The organism is Saprospira sp. CCB-QB6 (assembly GCF_028464065.1).
Taxonomy (GTDB): domain Bacteria; phylum Bacteroidota; class Bacteroidia; order Chitinophagales; family Saprospiraceae; genus Saprospira.
This window is the reverse complement of record NZ_CP116808.1, coordinates 459,589-477,805: the sequence shown is the minus strand read 5'-3', so window position 1 is coordinate 477,805 and position 18,217 is coordinate 459,589. Positions and strand designations below refer to the sequence as shown.

At 43.0% G+C, this 18,217-nt stretch carries 8 protein-coding genes; 7 read left to right on the top strand and 1 reads right to left on the bottom strand.

Going from position 1 to position 18,217, the window contains the following annotated elements:
- Positions 1-5 precede the first annotated feature (5 nt).
- Positions 6-719, top strand: coding sequence for a hypothetical protein (locus tag PPO43_RS01755; RefSeq protein WP_272620072.1), 714 nt, complete (start codon positions 6-8; stop codon positions 717-719).
- Between the two features lie 302 nt (positions 720-1,021).
- Here PPO43_RS01755 and PPO43_RS01750 read toward each other — a convergent pair whose 3' ends face one another.
- Positions 1,022-1,468, bottom strand: coding sequence for a hypothetical protein (locus tag PPO43_RS01750; protein WP_272620071.1), 447 nt, complete (start codon positions 1,466-1,468; stop codon positions 1,022-1,024).
- Positions 1,469-1,622: 154 nt separating this feature from the next.
- Between PPO43_RS01750 and PPO43_RS01745 the strand changes: the two genes are divergently transcribed.
- From PPO43_RS01745 to PPO43_RS01720, 6 genes are all read left to right on the top strand, one after another.
- Positions 1,623-2,258 carry a hypothetical protein gene (locus PPO43_RS01745; protein ID WP_272620070.1) on the top strand — a complete coding sequence of 212 codons (636 nt, stop codon included), beginning with the start codon at positions 1,623-1,625 and terminating at the stop codon, positions 2,256-2,258.
- 96 nt (positions 2,259-2,354) lie between these two features.
- On the top strand, positions 2,355-3,908 hold the full coding sequence (locus tag PPO43_RS01740) for an NAD(P)H-hydrate dehydratase (RefSeq protein ID WP_272620069.1): 1,554 nt from the start codon (positions 2,355-2,357) through the stop codon (positions 3,906-3,908).
- 53 nt (positions 3,909-3,961) lie between these two features.
- Positions 3,962-4,531, top strand: a complete 570-nt coding sequence (scpB, locus tag PPO43_RS01735; RefSeq protein WP_272620068.1) for an SMC-Scp complex subunit ScpB — start codon at positions 3,962-3,964, stop codon at positions 4,529-4,531.
- Positions 4,532-4,533: 2 nt separating this feature from the next.
- Positions 4,534-5,346: a pseudouridine synthase gene (locus PPO43_RS01730; RefSeq protein ID WP_272620067.1), complete on the top strand. Its 813-nt coding sequence runs from the start codon at positions 4,534-4,536 to the stop codon at positions 5,344-5,346.
- 281 nt (positions 5,347-5,627) lie between these two features.
- The gene (locus tag PPO43_RS01725) at positions 5,628-7,046 is read left to right on the top strand and encodes a caspase family protein (RefSeq protein WP_272620066.1); all 1,419 of its coding nucleotides are present in this window, start codon (positions 5,628-5,630) and stop codon (positions 7,044-7,046) included.
- Positions 7,047-7,616: 570 nt separating this feature from the next.
- Positions 7,617-18,032: a T9SS type A sorting domain-containing protein gene (locus PPO43_RS01720; protein ID WP_272620065.1), complete on the top strand. Its 10,416-nt coding sequence runs from the start codon at positions 7,617-7,619 to the stop codon at positions 18,030-18,032.
- Positions 18,033-18,217: the final 185 nt, after the last annotated feature.

The following is an 18,217-nucleotide window of genomic DNA, read 5'->3' as shown; positions in this document are numbered from 1 at the left end:
TGCTCATGAAGCTATATCATCAATTTATATTGGTGGGCCTTTTGGCCCTTATTGGTCTTTATTTGTACTGGATAGAGCCCGAAAAGGGCCTTAGTCCAGCAGAAAAAGCCACAGCCTACCAAGAGACTCTGGCCCAAATTGATCAAAAAAAGCGCATTTTCCAAAAAAAATATAAGGAGGACCGCATGCTGGCTATAGCCGAAACGCGGGCCTTTGTTACGGACCAACTCAGCCAAAAGATTTTTCCAGCCTGGTATGGCACGCCCTGGGCCTTTCATGGCACTAGCCAACAACCTGGACAAGGAAAAATTGCCTGCGGCTACTTCGTTAGCGGCTGCCTCAAAGATGTTGGCTTTAAGCTCCCCCGTGCCAAAATGGGGCAGCAAGCCGCCTCGGTCATTATCAAGTCTATGGCGGCCAAATCTAGTATTCAAACCTACACCAAAATGGCTGACCTCCAGTTTTACCTCAAGCGAGCTAGCCCCGGAATCTTTATTCTGGGCCTGGATAAACATGTGGGCTTTATCTGGAAAAATGAGGCGGAAGAGTGCTTTTTTATCCACTCCTCGGGCATGTACCCCCGCCAAGTGGTCCAAGAACCCTTAGCAAAATCTAAATCTGTCCTGAAATCTAAGATTAAAATGGTCGGCGCCCTAGGCCCTAATATGGCGCTTTGGCAAAAATGGATGCATAATGAACGGATTAAACTGGCTTCTTAGCTCAACCCAAAAAGAAGAGCAGCACTCAAGGCCCCAAACCTAGGTTTGGGGCCTTTTTTATGCTAGCAGCTTTATAGGAGGAGTTGGGGCCTCCTGCCTGCGGCAGGCGCTACGTTTCGCAGCTCGCTATTCGCTCGGCCCTTCGGCGCTACGCGCCTTGGTCTGGCCTGGGCCACTGCTGCACATCGCTAGGCCAAGAATGATATTGCTCCGCAATGTTTTTATGGAATGCGGCTTAAAACCCATATTGATTTAAATCTTTTGGCCTTTTATCTATCTCATCTTAGTCAATTGATCCTCCTCTAGTTATGGGCTGAAGGTTTTAACCTTCGGCCCATTTTATTAGGGCTTAGATGGACTCCCTTTTTGCTGTGGGTTTTAACCCACAGGGCTATATATTCTAGCCTAGGGCCTTCGGCCATGGCTGCAGAACCTCCTAAATAATTTGAAGAAGAGCTATTCGGGATTTGTGCAATGGCATTTGTAAAGTTAGGTAAGCTATTGGGGATTTGCGAAATGGCATTTGTAAAGTCGGGTAAGCTATTGGGGATTTGTAAAATGGCATTTGTAAAGTTGAGCAAGCTGTTTTGGATTTGTAAAATGGCATTTGTAAAGTCGGGTAAGCTATTAGGGATTTGTGAAATGGCATTTGTAAAGTTGGGTAAGCTATTAGGGATTTGCGAAATGGTATTTGTAAAGTTAGGTAAGCTATTGTGGATTTGTGCAATGGCATTTGTAAAGTTGAGCAAGCTATTCGAGATTTGTAAAATGGCATTTGTAAACAATTTTCATCTTTCAGCTTCGGCGCTAGCTACCCGCTTTCGGTCTATAGCGCAGACAGAAAATAAGCTCTTCAATAAGCTCATTTTTAAAGCGGGGCTTTGTACCTTTGCGCAAAAAGCGATGCCCCGATATATCTACATCCTATTGCTGCCCTTCTTTTGGGCCTGTCAATCAGAGCCTGCGCCTTTGGTCGAGCAACAACCCTTGCTTGAGCCTGATAGCCTGCCTTTGCCTGCAGCCGAACCCATAGATAGTCTGCCCATTGATTCCTTAATCAAGGATTGGCACAAAAAGGACCTAGGCCAGGGCTACAGCATCTGCTTTCCCAAAAAGCCTAGACGATTGCGCAATAAGAGCCGAAGCAAAACCCGCTACCGCTTAGAGGCCAAAGCTTATAGCTTGCAACTAACCATAGCCGACCTCAAAGAAGAGCAATCTTATGCAGACTATCAGAAAGATAAAGAGCGCTTTTATGATCTGGTCTTGCAAGATCTAATCATGGACCTAGATGCCAGTAGCCGAGAGGCCAATAGCATTGATTTGCAAACAGAAGAAAGCTTTTTATATCAGGATATTTATCCAGCGCGCAACTTTCGCTTAGCTGGGGCCGACTTTCAGCTATCGGGACGATTGATCGTTATCGGTAGACATTTATATAGCCTAGCTGTTGTCTCCTTTGAGGGCTGGACGCCCGATGTACAGGAAGTAGAACGCTTATTTATGGCCTCTTTGCAAAAAGAACTGTATATTGAATAGCTAAGAAAAAAGATAATCCCCTCCGAACTCATTGGTACCTAATTGTCCTTTCTACTGGATGACTATTTACAATGGGACCACTAAAAAAAAGAAATCATGAAAATACTGACACTAGAACAACTAAGAGCTGCAGAACAAGCTGCCTTAGAGGCCGAGCAAATTAGCAATTTGGACCTTATGCAACGGGCGGCCAAAACTTTTGCCGATTGGGTGGCCGAGCAATTTCCCGCTGGAGAATACCAATGGCTTAGCTTTCTTTGTGGCTCTGGTAATAATGGTGGAGATGGCTTGGCCGCTGCCCGCATCCTTTCCGAAATGGGCTATGGGGTAGAGGTTTTTATCTACCGCTTACAAAGAGAAACCGAAGACTTTTTGGACCAATATGAGGCCCTGAAAGCTAGCGGAGAAGTAGAAATTACCGAAATTTTCAGCCTAGAGGATCTTCCCGTTTTCGATGAACGTGAAATTATTGTAGATGCCCTTTTGGGCTCTGGCCTCAACCGCCCCTTAGAGGGCGAATTGGCAGAGATCGTAGAAGCCATCAATCAATGTCCCAATATCATTTTGGCCCTAGATAGTCCCACGGGCCTACAGGCCGAACAACCTACGCTCAGCAGTAGCATTCAGGCCGATTATACCCTGAGCTTTGAGACGCCCCGCTTTGCTTTTATGTTTCCCGATAATTATGATCGGGTGGGCGAGTTTCACTTCCGCTCTATTGGCTTGCCCGAGGAGTTTATTGCCGATTTGCCAGCGCACAATTATTATGTGACGCCTAAAACGATTGCCAATATTTACCAAAAACGAGGCAAGTACGCCCACAAAGGCCTTTTTGGACATGCCTTGCTCATTATGGGTAGCCACGGAAAAATGGGGGCGGCTATTTTGGCCACCCGTGCTTGTTTGCGGGCGGGTGCTGGCCTAGTGACGGTGCATGTGCCTAGCTGTGGATATGAGGTGATTCAGGGCGCTGTGCCCGAGGCGATGGTCAATTTAGATGATGATCGCTATGTGTTTACCCGCATCTACGACCTCCAAAAATATAATACGATTGCCATCGGTTGTGGCCTGAGTACGAAGAACAAGACCCGCAATGCGCTTTGCTATTTGCTCAAACATCGAGATACGCCCACCGTTTTGGATGCGGATGCTTTGAATATTTTGGCGCAGAGTCCCGACTGGTGGGAGTACATCCCCAAACAGAGTATTCTCACGCCTCACCCCAAAGAGTTTGAGCGTATGTTTGGCCGCAGCCACAACAATTTTGAGCGCTACGAATTGCTGCGCCAAAAGGCCATGGAACTAGAGGTATACATCATTCTCAAGGGGGCCAATAGTTGTATTGCGACTCCAGAGGGCAATTGCTACTTTAATTCAACGGGCAACCCAGGTATGGGGACCGCAGGTAGTGGCGATGTATTGACGGGCATTTTGACGGGCTTGTTGGCCCAACCTTACAGCCCCTTAGAAGCTTGTATTTTAGGGGTTTATGTACATGGTTTGGCCGGTGATTTAGCCGTAGTCGAAAAGAGCCAAGAGGGCCTAATGGCAGGTGATCTAATTGATTATTTGGGCAAGGCCTTTTTGGCCCTCAACCCCAAGCGCAAAAAGATACAGAAGAAGGTCGAGAGCAAGCATCCTATTGTCTAGATTTGGGGCCCGCGGCCGCCTTTTTGGTCCAATTTCTTTAAATAAGCAAAAGCATGCAAGAACATTTAGAACGATATATAGAGGCCCTGATATTTAGTGCAGAGCTGCCTATTAAGTTGGGCGAAATAGTAGATTGCTTGGAGTCTGCTTTTAGTGATAGTTTCAGCAAAAAGCAGGTACAATTGGCTATAGAGGGCTTAATGGCGCGCTATCAACAAGAGCAGTATAGCTTTGAGCTTTTAGAAATTGCAGAAGGCTATCAGTTTTTGACCAAAAGCAATTACTATGATTTGATCGGGGTTTATCTCAAGCAGAAGAGCAAGAAAAAACTATCGCGTTCGGCCTTAGAGACCTTGGCCATTATTGCTTATCAGCAGCCAGTGTCTAAGTCGGAAATGGAGCGAGTGCGGGGGGTAAGCTGTGATTATGCGGTGCAAAAATTACTAGAAAAAGAATTGATAGAAATAAAGGGGCGATCTACAGAGCCAGGGCGGCCCTTATTATATGGAGTGAGCAGTAAATTTATGGAGCATTTTGGTTTAGCTTCTATGAAGGATTTGCCCAAGCTCAAAGAGTTTAAAGTGCCAGATAACGCCATTGGCGAGGCAGAAAAGTTAATATAAGCATGAAAAAAGAAAAGTATACGGGACCATTTCGCAATAGACGAAAGGGGCAACCCCAGGAGCAGAAAGAAGAGCCTAAGGGGCTACAAGAGGAGCGCAGCGATATGCGTCTGAATAAATATTTGGCCCATTCGGGCGTAAGTTCTAGACGCAAAGCCGATGAGATCATCAAAGAGGGGCGAGTTACTGTAAATGGCCAGGTCGTTTTGGAAATGGGGCATCGGGTAGAGCCAGAAAAAGATGAAATCAAGTTAGATGGGAAAGTCATTACGCCCATTAAAGAGTATGTTTATTTGTTGATGAACAAACCTTATAATGTCATTAGCACCGTTAGTGATGAGCGGGGGCGGCGGACCGTATTGGATATTGCCAGAGAGCATACGTCTAAGCGGGTGTATCCTGTTGGGCGTTTGGACCGCAACACGACGGGTTTGTTACTTTTGACCAATGATGGAGATTTGGCTCAAAAAATGGCGCATCCCAGTTATGAGGTGACCAAAATTTACCGCATTACTTTAGATAAGCCGGTGGCGGAGGAGCATGTAGAAGCTATTCGCAACACTTTAGAGTTGGAGGATGGTCCGGCTCCGGTAGATAAAATTGATTATGTGCCGGATAGTGATGGCCGCAGTTTGAATGTAGAGCTACATATTGGTCGCAATCGGATTGTGCGGCGATTATTTGAGCATTTTGGTTATGAGGTCAAGCGTTTGGACCGAAGGAAATACGGCATGTTGACCAAAAAGGGTTTGCGGCCGGGGCATTGTCGGCCTTTGCGGGCGGATGAGTTAGCGGTTTTAAAGCATTTGACCTAAGTAAGTAGAAAAGGAGTTAGAGAGATGAAATCTCTAGCTCCTTTTTTTCGTTTGGGGAAAGCGGGAAGGTTTTTGGCCTAGCGATGTGGAAGGGTGGCCCTCAGGCCAGACCAAAGCGCGCAGCGCTGAAGGGCCGAGCGAATAGCGAGCCCTGCAACGTAGCGCCGCAAGGCGAAGCCGCAGCGGAGGCCCCTGAAAAAAAAGAAGAACAGCAGGGGAAAACGGATAAATATTTGCAGTTTAGTAGTATAAAACATTCACTAATAAGAAACCATATAATTATGAAAAAGCAGATTTTGGGGTTATTCCTTTTGATGATGGGGGCCATACAGTTGCAGGCGCAGCTACAGTGTTTGAGTGGAAACTGTGACAATGGGATTGGTCGGGCTCGGAAGTTTTTGGGGGAGATGCCTCAGGGGACCTATGAGGGAGAATTTAAGAATGGGAAATTTGATGGATTGGGAAAGTTTTCTTTTGTCAAGGGAGGCTTTTTTGAGGGGCGATTTAAGAGTGGTTTATATAATGGCGAGGGGGTATTGGTTGATCCTGAGGGGAATATCAAGGCGGGTCGTTGGGAGGACAATATTTTGGTAGAGGTCAATCCCAAGATTCGCAAAGCGAGTGAGTGTTTGGAGGGCGATTGTGAGCAGGGTTATGGGAAATCGATGGATTATAAGGGTCGAGTTTATGAGGGCTACTTTGTCAATCGGAAATATGAGGGCAAGGGCAACTTGACTTATACGGATGGCAGCAAATATGAGGGAGATTGGAAGAATGGTTTGCCAGATGGAGAGGGCACGCATTATTATCGGAATGGGCACAAATTGAGTGGTCGTTGGGTAGAGGGGCGTTGCACAGAGAATCCGATTAAGATGTGGGCAGTAGTTGTTGGGGTGGCCAATTATCAGGACTTTGACAAATTGACCTATACTATAGATGATGCGCGAAAATTTTATAGTTTTTTGCGTAGTCCAGAGGGGGGCGCTTTGCCCAATGAGCAGATTAAGTTGTTGTTGGATGAGGAGGCTACGGCCAAAAACATCTTGAATACCATGGGGGATTTGTATGAGCAGGCGGACAGCAATGATCTCATTATATTTTATTTTGCGGGCCATGGTTTAGAGGGGGGCTTTTTGCCTGTAGATTATCAGCGCAATGGTAGCAACACCTTATATCATACGGCAGTGGCCAATATGTTGAATGACAGTGAGGCCAAGTTTAAATTGATTTTGGCGGATGCTTGTCACTCGGGTAGTTTGATGGCCACTTATGCGGAATATCGGGACAATGGCAATGAGTTGCCGCCTGCCAACAACATGAACATGGGCCGTGATGTGATTGCGCAATATAAAGAGAGTTTTAAGCGGGTAGATGGTGGTTTGGCCATGATTTTATCTTCTGCCTCGGAGGAAATTTCTTTAGAGACCAAAAAATTTGAGCAGGGAGTATTTTCTTATTTCTTGATCATGGGGCTCAAAGGTTATGCGGATAGTGATGGGAACTACATCATTACGGTGCAGGAGTTATTTGACTTTATTGCTAAGAATGTTCGCAAGTTTACCTATGGCTTTCAGACGCCCAAAATGATGGGATTTTTGAGTGAGGATTATATGCCCAAGGGCTTGAACAGTGAGGAGATGGAGGAAAAAAACAAAGAATTTGTAGAAGAGATGCCAGTAGGTTTTGGTTCTAAAAAATAGGGTGGGGGAGGAGCTTCTCCTTTGAATAATAAGGATTTGGGGCCCGCGGCCGGCTAGCCTTTGGCTAGGTCGGCCGCCGCTATGCTGCGCGGCTCGCAGCTCTGCTCGGCCCTGCGGGCTGCGCTTTGCTTGCCCTGGGTCTGGCCTTCGGCCACCGCTGCGCAGCGCTGGGCCAATTGAAAAAATAGCTTCCTAGTTAGGAAGCTATTTTTTTGGCAAAAAGTCTAAATTATAGTGTAAATACGTATAAATTAGATCTAGATATCTTGACAAAAGGAGAAAAGACTCTTTTGAGGGGCTTGTTCAAAGTAATAGATTAGAAAATGAGAGCAGCTAGCCAAGCTAAATCTGATACTAAATAATAATTAAAAGTTAAGCGACAAACTGGACTAAATCTAAGCAGGGGGCAAACTAAGGCCTTAGTTTTTTTCTTAAAAGTTAAGGACTTAATAAAAAAATCATTTAGGAGGGCCTAGATAAAGCAGCATAAAGCTTAGGTAAAACGCTTATAAAGTATTAGTTTTAGGAGTTGTACGCATCAAGTAAAAGGATTAACCTAGAGAAGAATATATGAGACAAATTATACTTAATTTTTTGTTGTTGTTTTTGTCGGCAACGACAGTATTTGGGCAATTGGATGGCAATCTAGCGTGGTTGTTACGGGACACGGCTGCACCTATGCCCTTGATGGGGAATAATTATGGGGTAGTCACTAATGATCATGGACAGGGAGTAGCTCATGACACAGATGGCAATATATATACAGTGGGTTCATATAATGATGGCCGTATTTTTTTATACAAGCTTTCTCCTGCGGGTGATATTTTGTGGGAGGTAGACATGAGAGTGGACAATAGTGCTCCTAATCCTGCATCAATGAGTCCTTCAGAGGGAAATGCTATTGTAGTTGGTACGGATGGGGTGTATATCTCGGGCTATTTTAGTACGAGTAAAAATGCTACTCGATTATTATTTTCTCAGTCTGGAGGAAATTCCCAAGCTATTCGAGATGTCAATAAGCCTGTTTTTTTTGTTGCTAGATATAATTTTGACGGGACTTATTCTGATGCTACATTTATTACTGCGGAGAATTCTGTCGGTGGTTTGTTTAACACGGTTTCGGTTCTTTATGGTATAGATATAGATTTAAATAATCAGTGTTTTATTGTTGGAAAAACCTCATTGTCTTTGACGGGAGAGAGTACTACTAATGTTTTGAATAAGACTACTTGTTATAATGGTCGAGGGACAGAGGGAGTTATTGCTTCGTTGAGTGTAGGGGGGAGCATTCCGTTAAAATCTATGAAGGGGTTTACCTCTAATTATAATGTAGCTTTATATGGTGTGGCGGTTGATCCTTCGGGAACTGATGTTTATGCAGTAGGGGGATACACAGGGGATTATATTGGGGAGCATCATTTTGGTTCGGCTACAGGAACTTGTTCTACTAATTCTGGCCCAGCAAATTTAAGTACGAGAGAGAATGGTTTTGTTGTTCGCTTGACGAAAAGTCCTTTTGCAGTTAATATGCGTAAGCATTTGACAGCAGCTAATAGTTTTTCTTCACAGCGGGTTGTAGATATAGAGATAGATCCTTCTGAGCAGCATGTTTATTTGGGTTTTCAGTATCAGACTGAAACAGCTGTAAAGGTAAATGCTGCAGCGCTATCATTGACAGAAGTAAACTCGGCTTCAGGTTCTTGGTCTGTGGGGGTTGGAGAGTTGATTACGACTTCGACAGGTAGTGATTTAGATTTTGCATGGTTGCAGCGTTTGGGGGGGGCTCCTGAACTACCTGTAGATGCCTTAAGTCCGGGAAATATTTTGGAGCTTGATGATTTGGGCAATGTCAATATTGTTGTTGCCATAGAGGATTACCCTAGTTTATCGGTGGGGAGTAGTCCAATTGTTAATGGTACGGAGCCTGGGTTACAAGTTATAGGAAGTCCTTTGTTGTCTGGAGATGGAGGACAAGACATTGCAATCGTAAGTTTTGGTCCTTCTGGTAGTTATAATAATCATGTTGCTTTTTGGGGAACGGGAGATGAGTATGTAAAGGGGATTATCTTTTTGGATGATGCTTATTATCTTTCGGGTTATTCTGATGGGGAGACAAATTATTCTCCAAATCCTTCAGCGATGTATACGGAGACTAGTTCTGGTAATGATGCCTTTATTGCGAAGTATGACTGTCCGACGATCGCATTGGTTGGGGAGAAAGATACGATTTGTTATGGAGAAGGGATTGATGCGTTGATTTCGGGGAGTACACCTCCGTCTAGTGTAAATTTTCAAAGTACTTGGATAGATGTTACACATGGGACTACGGTAACTAATAGTCAGTCCTATTATGGTTTAAATACGAATACATTAGGTACAAATCAGTTAGTTGTTGAGGCTGTAGAGACTTATTCTGGTTGTGTAGACCGAGATACCTTAGATTTTACGGTTAACCCAGCTGTTTCTGTAAATACCTCTGTGAGTAATTCTGTGATTTGTTTTGGTGATTCGACAACTTTGGGAGCTTCGGCTACTCCATCTAATGGAGCTAGTTATGTTTGGTATGATGAGGGGCAGAATATTGTATCTACGGCACAGAATGCTTTATTATTTGATAATGGTATTTATACTGTAGAGGCCACTGTAGATGGTTGTAAGGGGCAGACTTCTGTTAACTTGGACTATTATCCTTTTACTACGGCACGCATTATTCCTGACACGGCAAAAATCTGTGCTAATACTGGAGCTTTATTAACGGTGATTGACTGTCCTGGATGTAGTTATGTTTGGGATGCTCCAAATAATTCATGGTCTAGCTCAAATAATGAAAGTATTTTAGCAGATGTTTCGGGGACTTATCGGGTAGATGTGGCAGATCAGTATGGTTGTCCATCAAGTTTGCAACGTTATGTATCTCCGGGTAGCTATTTGACTCCCCCCATTTATGCAGAAGATATTAGTGGAGATTTCCGTGCTTCTATATGTAATGGCAGCCCTGTTGTTATTCGCTCAACGCCTAGGGATTCTTGTTTAACTTGTCAATATTTGTGGAGTGATGGTAGTACTAATGCATATACCTTTGCAATGGGAACGGGCACTTATAGTGTAACGATTACAGACGTTGTTAGTGGTTGTGAGGGGCGTTCTAATGATTTGGTTATTGCTAGTAGTAGTTTAGCTACTCCTCAGGTTGTTGCGGATCCGTATAATATTTGTGGATCTAGTGCAGCAACAATAAGAGTGGATAACCCATGTTTAGGCTGTAGTTATGGTTGGTATAGAACTGATAATAATGGAAATATATCTTCAGGTACGGTTGGCGTAGGAGTTGTGCTGAATCGATCTAATCTAGCAGATACAGGGAGTTATATAGTTAGAGTGACTGATAGCTTAGCTTGTGAAGAGGAGTCTTCTGTTGTGGATATTGGGTATTCAGTGGGACCAATTCGTCCAGTGATTTCTGCTACTGGGGAACATTTGTGCGGTACAAATACTATTGCAATGAGCACAGTGAGTTGTGTAGATTGTAATTATCAGTGGACTCGAAATAATGCGATAATTCCTGGGGCGACTTCTTCTACTTATACTGCTAGTCAAGCGGGAGATTTTAGAGTTGTTGTACAGTATCCTAATAGTTGTAGTAGAACATCTGATCCTAAGACAATCAGTTATATTCCATTTTTACCTACTATTGGGCCATTAGACCCATATTTGTGTAATGGAAGATCAGTAGAGTTAAAAATCCAGGGGACTATTCAGCAGCCACCTCATTGGACTTATCAATGGATGTATAATGGTCCTGCTATACCTAATGCTGTTGGGTATTATTATACGGCAACCCAACCTGGGACATATCGTTTGCAGGTAACTAATGAGCATGGTTGTGTAGCACTTACGGATAGTGTTGTTGTTCGTTCTTCTGCTGCTGGAGCAAATCCTGTAATTAATGCAACACCCTCTATTTATAGTTGTGGAGGAGCTCCTGTAACTTTAACTGTTCCTCCATGTACTACTTGTAAATATAGTTGGTATACGGCTACTGGTGGTTCTCCATCTACAAATACTTTGGTAAATTCCTATCAGACTAATGTACCTAATGGCTATTATGTAGAAGTTGAAGATACATCTTCAGGCTGTACTTATCAATCGCCAGTAATTGAGATTAAGGATACTATTCTTCCTGTGCCAGCAGTTGCTGTAGCTAGCGCTACAAATATCTGTAGTACAAGTCCTGTTGTTTTATCTACTCCTGCTTGTGCAGGTTGTCAGTATATTTGGACATACAATGGGTATGATGATGTTGGTTTACCTGTAAGCTGGAAAGATACTGTAAGTCAAAGCACATATTCTGCAGATACAACAGGTGGGTATCAGGTGCAAACTGTACAATCTGGTTGTGCATCTCCATTTTCGAATTCTGTCCCTATTACTCGTTCTTCATACAATGCGCAGTTAAACACAGCACCTTTGGCGAATGTTTGTAATCAAGATACTGTTATTATCGAGGCTGTGCCAGATACTACTGTTTGTCCAAATTGTACTTATGAGTGGTTTCAGGATAATGTCCAAGTACCTATACCTAGCGATCAAGATTATTTTGAGGTAGTACAGGGGGGGGATTACTATGTAGTAGTTACCCAAAACTATCCAGGTTATTCTTCTTCTCCTTATACATTTGGCTGTACTGATACTTCTGTGGTACGAAACTATAGTGATGTTAGTTTGGGGGTAGCGATGCGGGCTTCTTCTGAAGCTATTTGTGGTCCTTCAGGCCAGGTAGTATTAGAAGTTGATTCTTGTGTGGGTTGTACTTATAATTGGTATTTTGATGGAGATACTACTAATGGATACAATTATAGTAACTTAGGGGTAAACGATACCTTTTACCTTGTTAATGGGGTAGCCGCTACTGGGATGTATAAGGTGCGGATCGGCTTAAATGGTTGTACTGTAGAAGATTCGATTTATTTATATGATACTACTGCTTTAGCTATTGCTTTAGATACTACTACAGCACCCTATGCAAATATTTGTAGTGGACAGCCTTTTGAGTTGTCATCTAATTGTTTAAGTTGTGATAGCATAAGAAATGCTTCACTTAGTTATCAGTGGTATAGAGATAGCGTTATCATTCCTGGAGCAATTGGTGCTTCTTATCAAATTGATAATGCAGCAAACTATCAGTTGGTTGTTTCTGACCAATTGGGATGTGTTAATTACTCTAATTTAACAACAGCAATAGAGGTTGTCCCTCCAACTAATTTTGGGTTAGTACTTGATCCTGTTTCTGTTGTTCCTATTTCTCAAGGACCTATTTTATTAGATAATTATTTGCAGCCAGCTACGGTGCATAATTCTGGAAGTTACTTTGCATTGCCTCAGGCTGCTGCAGTTACTACAGATAGCTTTATACCAGCTTTGGCCGGGTCTGGGAGTCATATTGTTACCTTTGAGTATCAAAACCAAAACTGTTTCTTTGAAACGTTTGATACAATTGATGTGCTATCTCCACCAAGTTTAGATGTGAGTAATCTTAATCCCTTAGCTCCTGCAGAAGAGGCGTGTCTACGCGATAGTTTGTTATTTTATTTAGGGAATATTACTTTAGAACCGAACCAACTACTTTTTGCTACATCTGCCACTACTTATGATACAATCCCTGTATCAACAGCAGGGTTAAGTCAATACGCGGGTGTATGGTCTGGAAGTATCCCTGTGATAGTACCTTCTTCGGCCGTAACAGGTAAGGTTGTTTTGCGAGATAGTATTAGTGGAAATGAATATATTTCAGACTTTTTTCTAGTTGTTCAGAATCCTTCTGTAGCAATTAGCTTGAATGGGGTCCCTCAACCACTTTGTTCCGCAGCTGATACTATTGCCCTTTCAGGTTTCCCTCAACCAGGAACATTTAAAGCAGCTTATGCTGCTACTCCAACTACTTATGAGCCAACACTTATTGCTGGTAATGATTTGTTAGTGGAAAATGTGCAGAACTATACTCCTATTTCGGGGACGCAGCAACTAGAGGTTACCTATATATATCAACCTACATATTCTAATAATGCAGCAGCCTGTCCAGATTCTGTGGTGGCGGTTATCCCTGTTAGTGTGAATAATAATGAGGTTGATAGCATTGAGTTTACTCCTATATCTATAACAGAGACTAATGTTCCAATGACGGAACTCACTCGTTTAATTTGGCCACTTGATAACCGCTTTTTTACAGGTTCTTATGTAGGAACTTATATTAACAATGGAGAATTACTTGCCAATACGATTCCTATGCCTGCTGCAGCTAATGAAACAGTAGATACGGCGATTTATCGCTTTGTGAATGGAAGTTGCAGAAATGAAACTGAGCAATTGATTGATGTTTGGCAAAAGCCTATTACCCTAGATTCTATTCCTAAATTTCTATGTCGTAATGCAGATACTATCTTTATCGGTCGGACTGCTAACTCTATGTATCTAGAAATAGATGGAATGACATATTTACTGGACTCTAATTATGCTTATCGACCTAGTTTAGGGGTGACAGATAACGTAAATTATAGTTATGATGAGTTTATCAATGTAATGACTCTAAGCTCTAGTAATGGTGGACTTCAGCCGATTAACTTGACACAGGGAGCCGAGCGCTACGCCTTTATCCCTACGCTGGTTTCTGGTACAACAACAAATCTCTCTATTAGCTTCCGTTACGAGCGCTATCATACTTACTTCACGCCAAGCTTTTCTTCAAGTAATGTAGTTTATACTATTGCCCAATTAACGAAGCAGGTGGTAATTGAAGATCCTATTTCGGCTCAAATCAACCCAGCCATTTTAGCAGATACTGTTTTCTGTCAAGACAATAGTACTCAACAGTTTTCAGGGATTCCTAATGGAGGACAATATTATATTAACTACCAACCATTAGCAGGGAACTTGTTTAACCCTAATCAGCAGGCAGCTAGCCAAGGGGTTGGTAGCCAATTACTTACTTATGTGTATCAGGGGAATGCCTGTGTAGATTCTACCTCTGCTTATATATACATCCCTGACACCTTTTCGGTGAGCATCTTTGCGCCAAATGGACCAGATTACTGCCGCTTGGATCCTGCAGATACGATTTCTGTTAGTTCTTCAGTACCTGGAGTACTAGATACTGCTGCTGGAATGTTTTTGGTCGGAACAATCCGATCTGGACAGGTCTTTAATCCCGCTTATGCTCCCGCTGTTGTGGGTGGAAATAATGTGGTATATATCGCCCAAGATACCTTTGGCTGTGAGGCTCGAGACAGTGCACTTTTTACAGTCTTTGCTATGCCTGATATTGCCATTACAGCTCTTGATTCTGTTTATTGTTTAAATGCAGATACCACAGTTCTAGACCTATATGAACATAATACAAGCTGGCATTTGCAAACATCAGCTGGGTATAATACTGGAGATATAGTGCAGTTGACTGGTAATGGTGTCCGCAATGGCGGAACAAATCCTTCAGACCCGATCTACAACCCCTCTGCCGCTGGTGTAGGCTTAGATACTATTACTTACGACTATACAGATGTAAATGGTTGTAATACAGTACTTACACAGTATGTGGAAATTTTGGCCTTGCCTAACTTGACACTTACTACCGATAATGGGGCTTCTCTAGACTCTTTTTATTGTGAAGGAGACTCTATTCAACTTTTTGCGACACCTTTAGGCGGAGATTTCTTTAGCCTATTTAGCTATGAGCAAGGAAACTCTAGTAATACTATCCCGTCTAGCTTTGATACCTCTATAAGCCCCCCTCTCTTTACACCATTTATTAGTGGAACGGCTATTCCCTTTGGTGAAGAAGGACTTGCTTATACTTATCAAGATCCCGTGACGCTCTGTAAGGACACCATTGTGGATACTATTCAAATCAATAACTTCCTTACAGATGCAACAATTACAGGCTTACCTACTCAGATTTGTGCCGATGATACAATCTATGTATTAACTGTTAATCCTAATGGTGGACCAATGCCCACCCCAGGGCTAACTACAGGCTATTTTGGAGCTTTTTCTGCTATAGATACAAATATGATTGTAGACCCAGTGGCTGGACATTTTAATCCCGCTCTTTCTGGAATTTTTGATCGAGGTAGAAGTGCAATTGTTACCTATACTTACTTATCAAATGGCTGTTATAATACAGTTTATGATACCGCTGTTCTTAACCCTCTTCCACAGTTGATTTACAACATGCCAGGTGATAGCCTCTTTAATCGGAATGATCCTACTATTCATGCTTGTTTTAGTCAACCCGCAGCCACTTTACAGGCTTATAACCAATATCAAGGAAATATTAACCCCATTCCTCAATATATTGGTACGCAACCTAGCCAAAGCCAATCAGGTATTTTTACCACTAGTAGTGGTTTGGGAATGACCTGGAGTGTTACCTTTGGTAACTGGGCTTATGAAGCTCAACAAGCCAATGGTGGTGTAGACACTATTCACTTTAGCTTTACAGATGCACGCGGTTGTAGCAATACCCGTTCAGAAGTAATTGTGATTGATACCGTACCAACGCTAGGATTTGCTGGCTTTGATGTCAAGCATTTAGATACTACTCGAGGCTATTATGTATACTGTGAAAATGATCCAACAAGCTTGATTATTCCATCTCCTTTTGGCGGAACGAGCTACTTGAATTACAATGAGATCCCCACGGGTATCTTTGAACTAATTCCTGATACACTAGCTTACGGAGATACCACTAACTTGCACCGAATTACTTATGAGTTTACCTCTGCCCGCTATCATGCTGGAGGTGTCTGCTTAGACTCAACTATTCAATATGTTGAAGTTCGACCTACACCAAACCTTCAATTGATGAATGCTCCTAGTACGTTCTGTGTGGCCGATAGCGCTCAACGTGTTCCTCTCTCAGCAACTCCTTATGGCGGAACTTTTGAGGATATTACACTTGGAGCTATTGCAGGCATTGTTGGAGATAGCCTGTTTAATCCTATGGCCCAATTGGGGAGTCGACAAGTTATTTATTACTATACCGATACTGTTTCTGGATGTACAGATACAATTCAGCATCAAATTGATGTCTATAATGCACCAGAGGTCCATTTCTTTAGCGAAGGGGGCTGCCAAGGAGATAGTGTTCTCTTTAATGCTTCTTCTCCAGGCCTAAGCAATAGTATTCCTGCTCTAGATAGTATTACAATGGTCATCTGGAATTATGGCGATGGTTCAACAGATACATTATTCAATTTGTTAGACCCCGTTAATGTGCCCACACAATATCATAATTACGCACAAGCTGGCATTTACTTCCCCTCTCTCACTATTGTGAACCGAGGCCAGTGTGATACAACTTTCTCTCGTCGGATTATTGTATCGCCTAAATATCTAGTAAATGATACTACGCCTTATTTCCAAGACTTTGAAGTGGATGCAGGCAACTGGTTCCAAGAAAATGAAGATAGCACCATTAACCTACCCAATGACTCTCTTTGGGCTTGGGGACTAGCAGATGGCTTCCGAATTACAACCATTCAATATGGTAACCATGTTTGGGCTACTACACCTAATGGAGCATATCCTGCCGCAGAGGCCGCTTGGGTCTACAGCCCTTGCTTCGATATCTCTACTTTGCGCCGCCCAATGGTTAAACTAAATATCTGGAGAGATAGCCGCCAAGGAACAGATGGTGCAGTGATGCAATATTTTGATGATTCTACACAAACTTGGAGAAACCTAGGGGTTCGTAATAAAGGACTCAATTGGTACAACCCAACTTATGTAGTTAGTGACCCAGGTAATCAAGATGGAGCACCTATTGGTTGGTCTGGAACTAGCAACGGCTGGGAAGATGCCCGATATCGCCTAGATGTGAGTGGTGGTGATTTACGCAATAGCAATAATCTCCGACTCCGTCTTGCTTTTGCTGCCGCTGAGGGTAGTGGAGGAGCTCTTTATGAAGGCTTTGCTTTTGACGACGTATATGTCGGTAATCGCAGCCGCTCCGTTTTGATAGAACACTTTAGCAACCAGAATGCACCAGGTATTGATGATGTAGAAACAGATCTATATAATACAGTATATAGCAACTTATACGGACGCGATGTACATATTCTACAAATTCATACTAATTACGGGGCTTATGATTACCTCAATGTGTTCTCAGCCAGTGAATCTAGCGCCAGAGTTTTGTACTACGGAATTAACGATGCCAATCAGGTTCGCTTAAATGGAGCTAACCTAGCTAGCTCAACCGCCAACTTGGTCCGTTACCAACAAGAACTCATGGATATGCAGATGCTGCAAGATGCTATGTTTGATATAAAAATGTACCCTGTAGACGTACTCAATGGAGTGTTAACTGCAGATTTTGAAATTAAAGCGCTTCAAGATCTCGCACTTACAACCGATAGTTTGGATGTACATGTAGCCATTACAGAGGATACTATTGGAAGCCTCCAAGGGCACAATATGATGTCTGTTATGAGAGTTATGTTGCCCGATGGAGCAGGAGAACATATCCCCAGTACTTGGGTGATGAACGATATGTTACCTTATACCAGAACATGGACCTTTAACCCCACTACAGTCAATCCCAATAGACTTAAGGTGACGGTGTTTATCCAAAATCGCCAAACCAAAGAGGTTTTGCAGGTCAATAGTTCTAGAAACCTCAATATCTTTAATGGCCCCGTAGGCCCTGTTTCTGTTGAAACTTTAGCCGATGAAGATGGAGCCGAAATTTTGGACCTCAATCTTTATCCCAACCCGGCCAAAGAGCAGTTCCAAGTTGATTTTGGAGCAGCCTTGAAAGGGGAGTATAACTGGCAATTGGTCGATCTATTGGGCCGCCAGTTGAGAACGGGCGAATTGCGTGAAGGAGACCAAAATTTACAAGTACAAACCACTGGATTGACACCTGGAGTTTATATCTTTAGTGTATATAACGAGACGGTATATAGCCAGCGAAAAGTGGTTGTTTATCGTTAATAAGCAGGTGAGTAGTAAAGCAAAAGGTTTACTACTTGCCTCTCTTTAGGCAAATGTGCTTTTCTAGAAAAGCATATTGTTTTTGGGCCTCCGCAGCAAAGCTGCGGCGCTACGTCCGGCAGCTCGCTGTTCGCTCGGCCCTGCGCAAAAAACAAGTTTTTGCTGGGTCTGCGGCTTTGCCGCAC

Coding starts and splice junctions, on each gene's coding strand:
- PPO43_RS01755 (WP_272620072.1), top strand. CDS start 6: ATGAAGCTATATCATCAATTTATATTGGTGGGCCTTTTGGCCCTTATT.
- PPO43_RS01745 (WP_272620070.1), top strand. CDS start 1,623: ATGCCCCGATATATCTACATCCTATTGCTGCCCTTCTTTTGGGCCTGT.
- PPO43_RS01740 (WP_272620069.1), top strand. CDS start 2,355: ATGAAAATACTGACACTAGAACAACTAAGAGCTGCAGAACAAGCTGCC.
- scpB (WP_272620068.1), top strand. CDS start 3,962: ATGCAAGAACATTTAGAACGATATATAGAGGCCCTGATATTTAGTGCA.
- PPO43_RS01730 (WP_272620067.1), top strand. CDS start 4,534: ATGAAAAAAGAAAAGTATACGGGACCATTTCGCAATAGACGAAAGGGG.
- PPO43_RS01725 (WP_272620066.1), top strand. CDS start 5,628: ATGAAAAAGCAGATTTTGGGGTTATTCCTTTTGATGATGGGGGCCATA.
- PPO43_RS01720 (WP_272620065.1), top strand. CDS start 7,617: ATGAGACAAATTATACTTAATTTTTTGTTGTTGTTTTTGTCGGCAACG.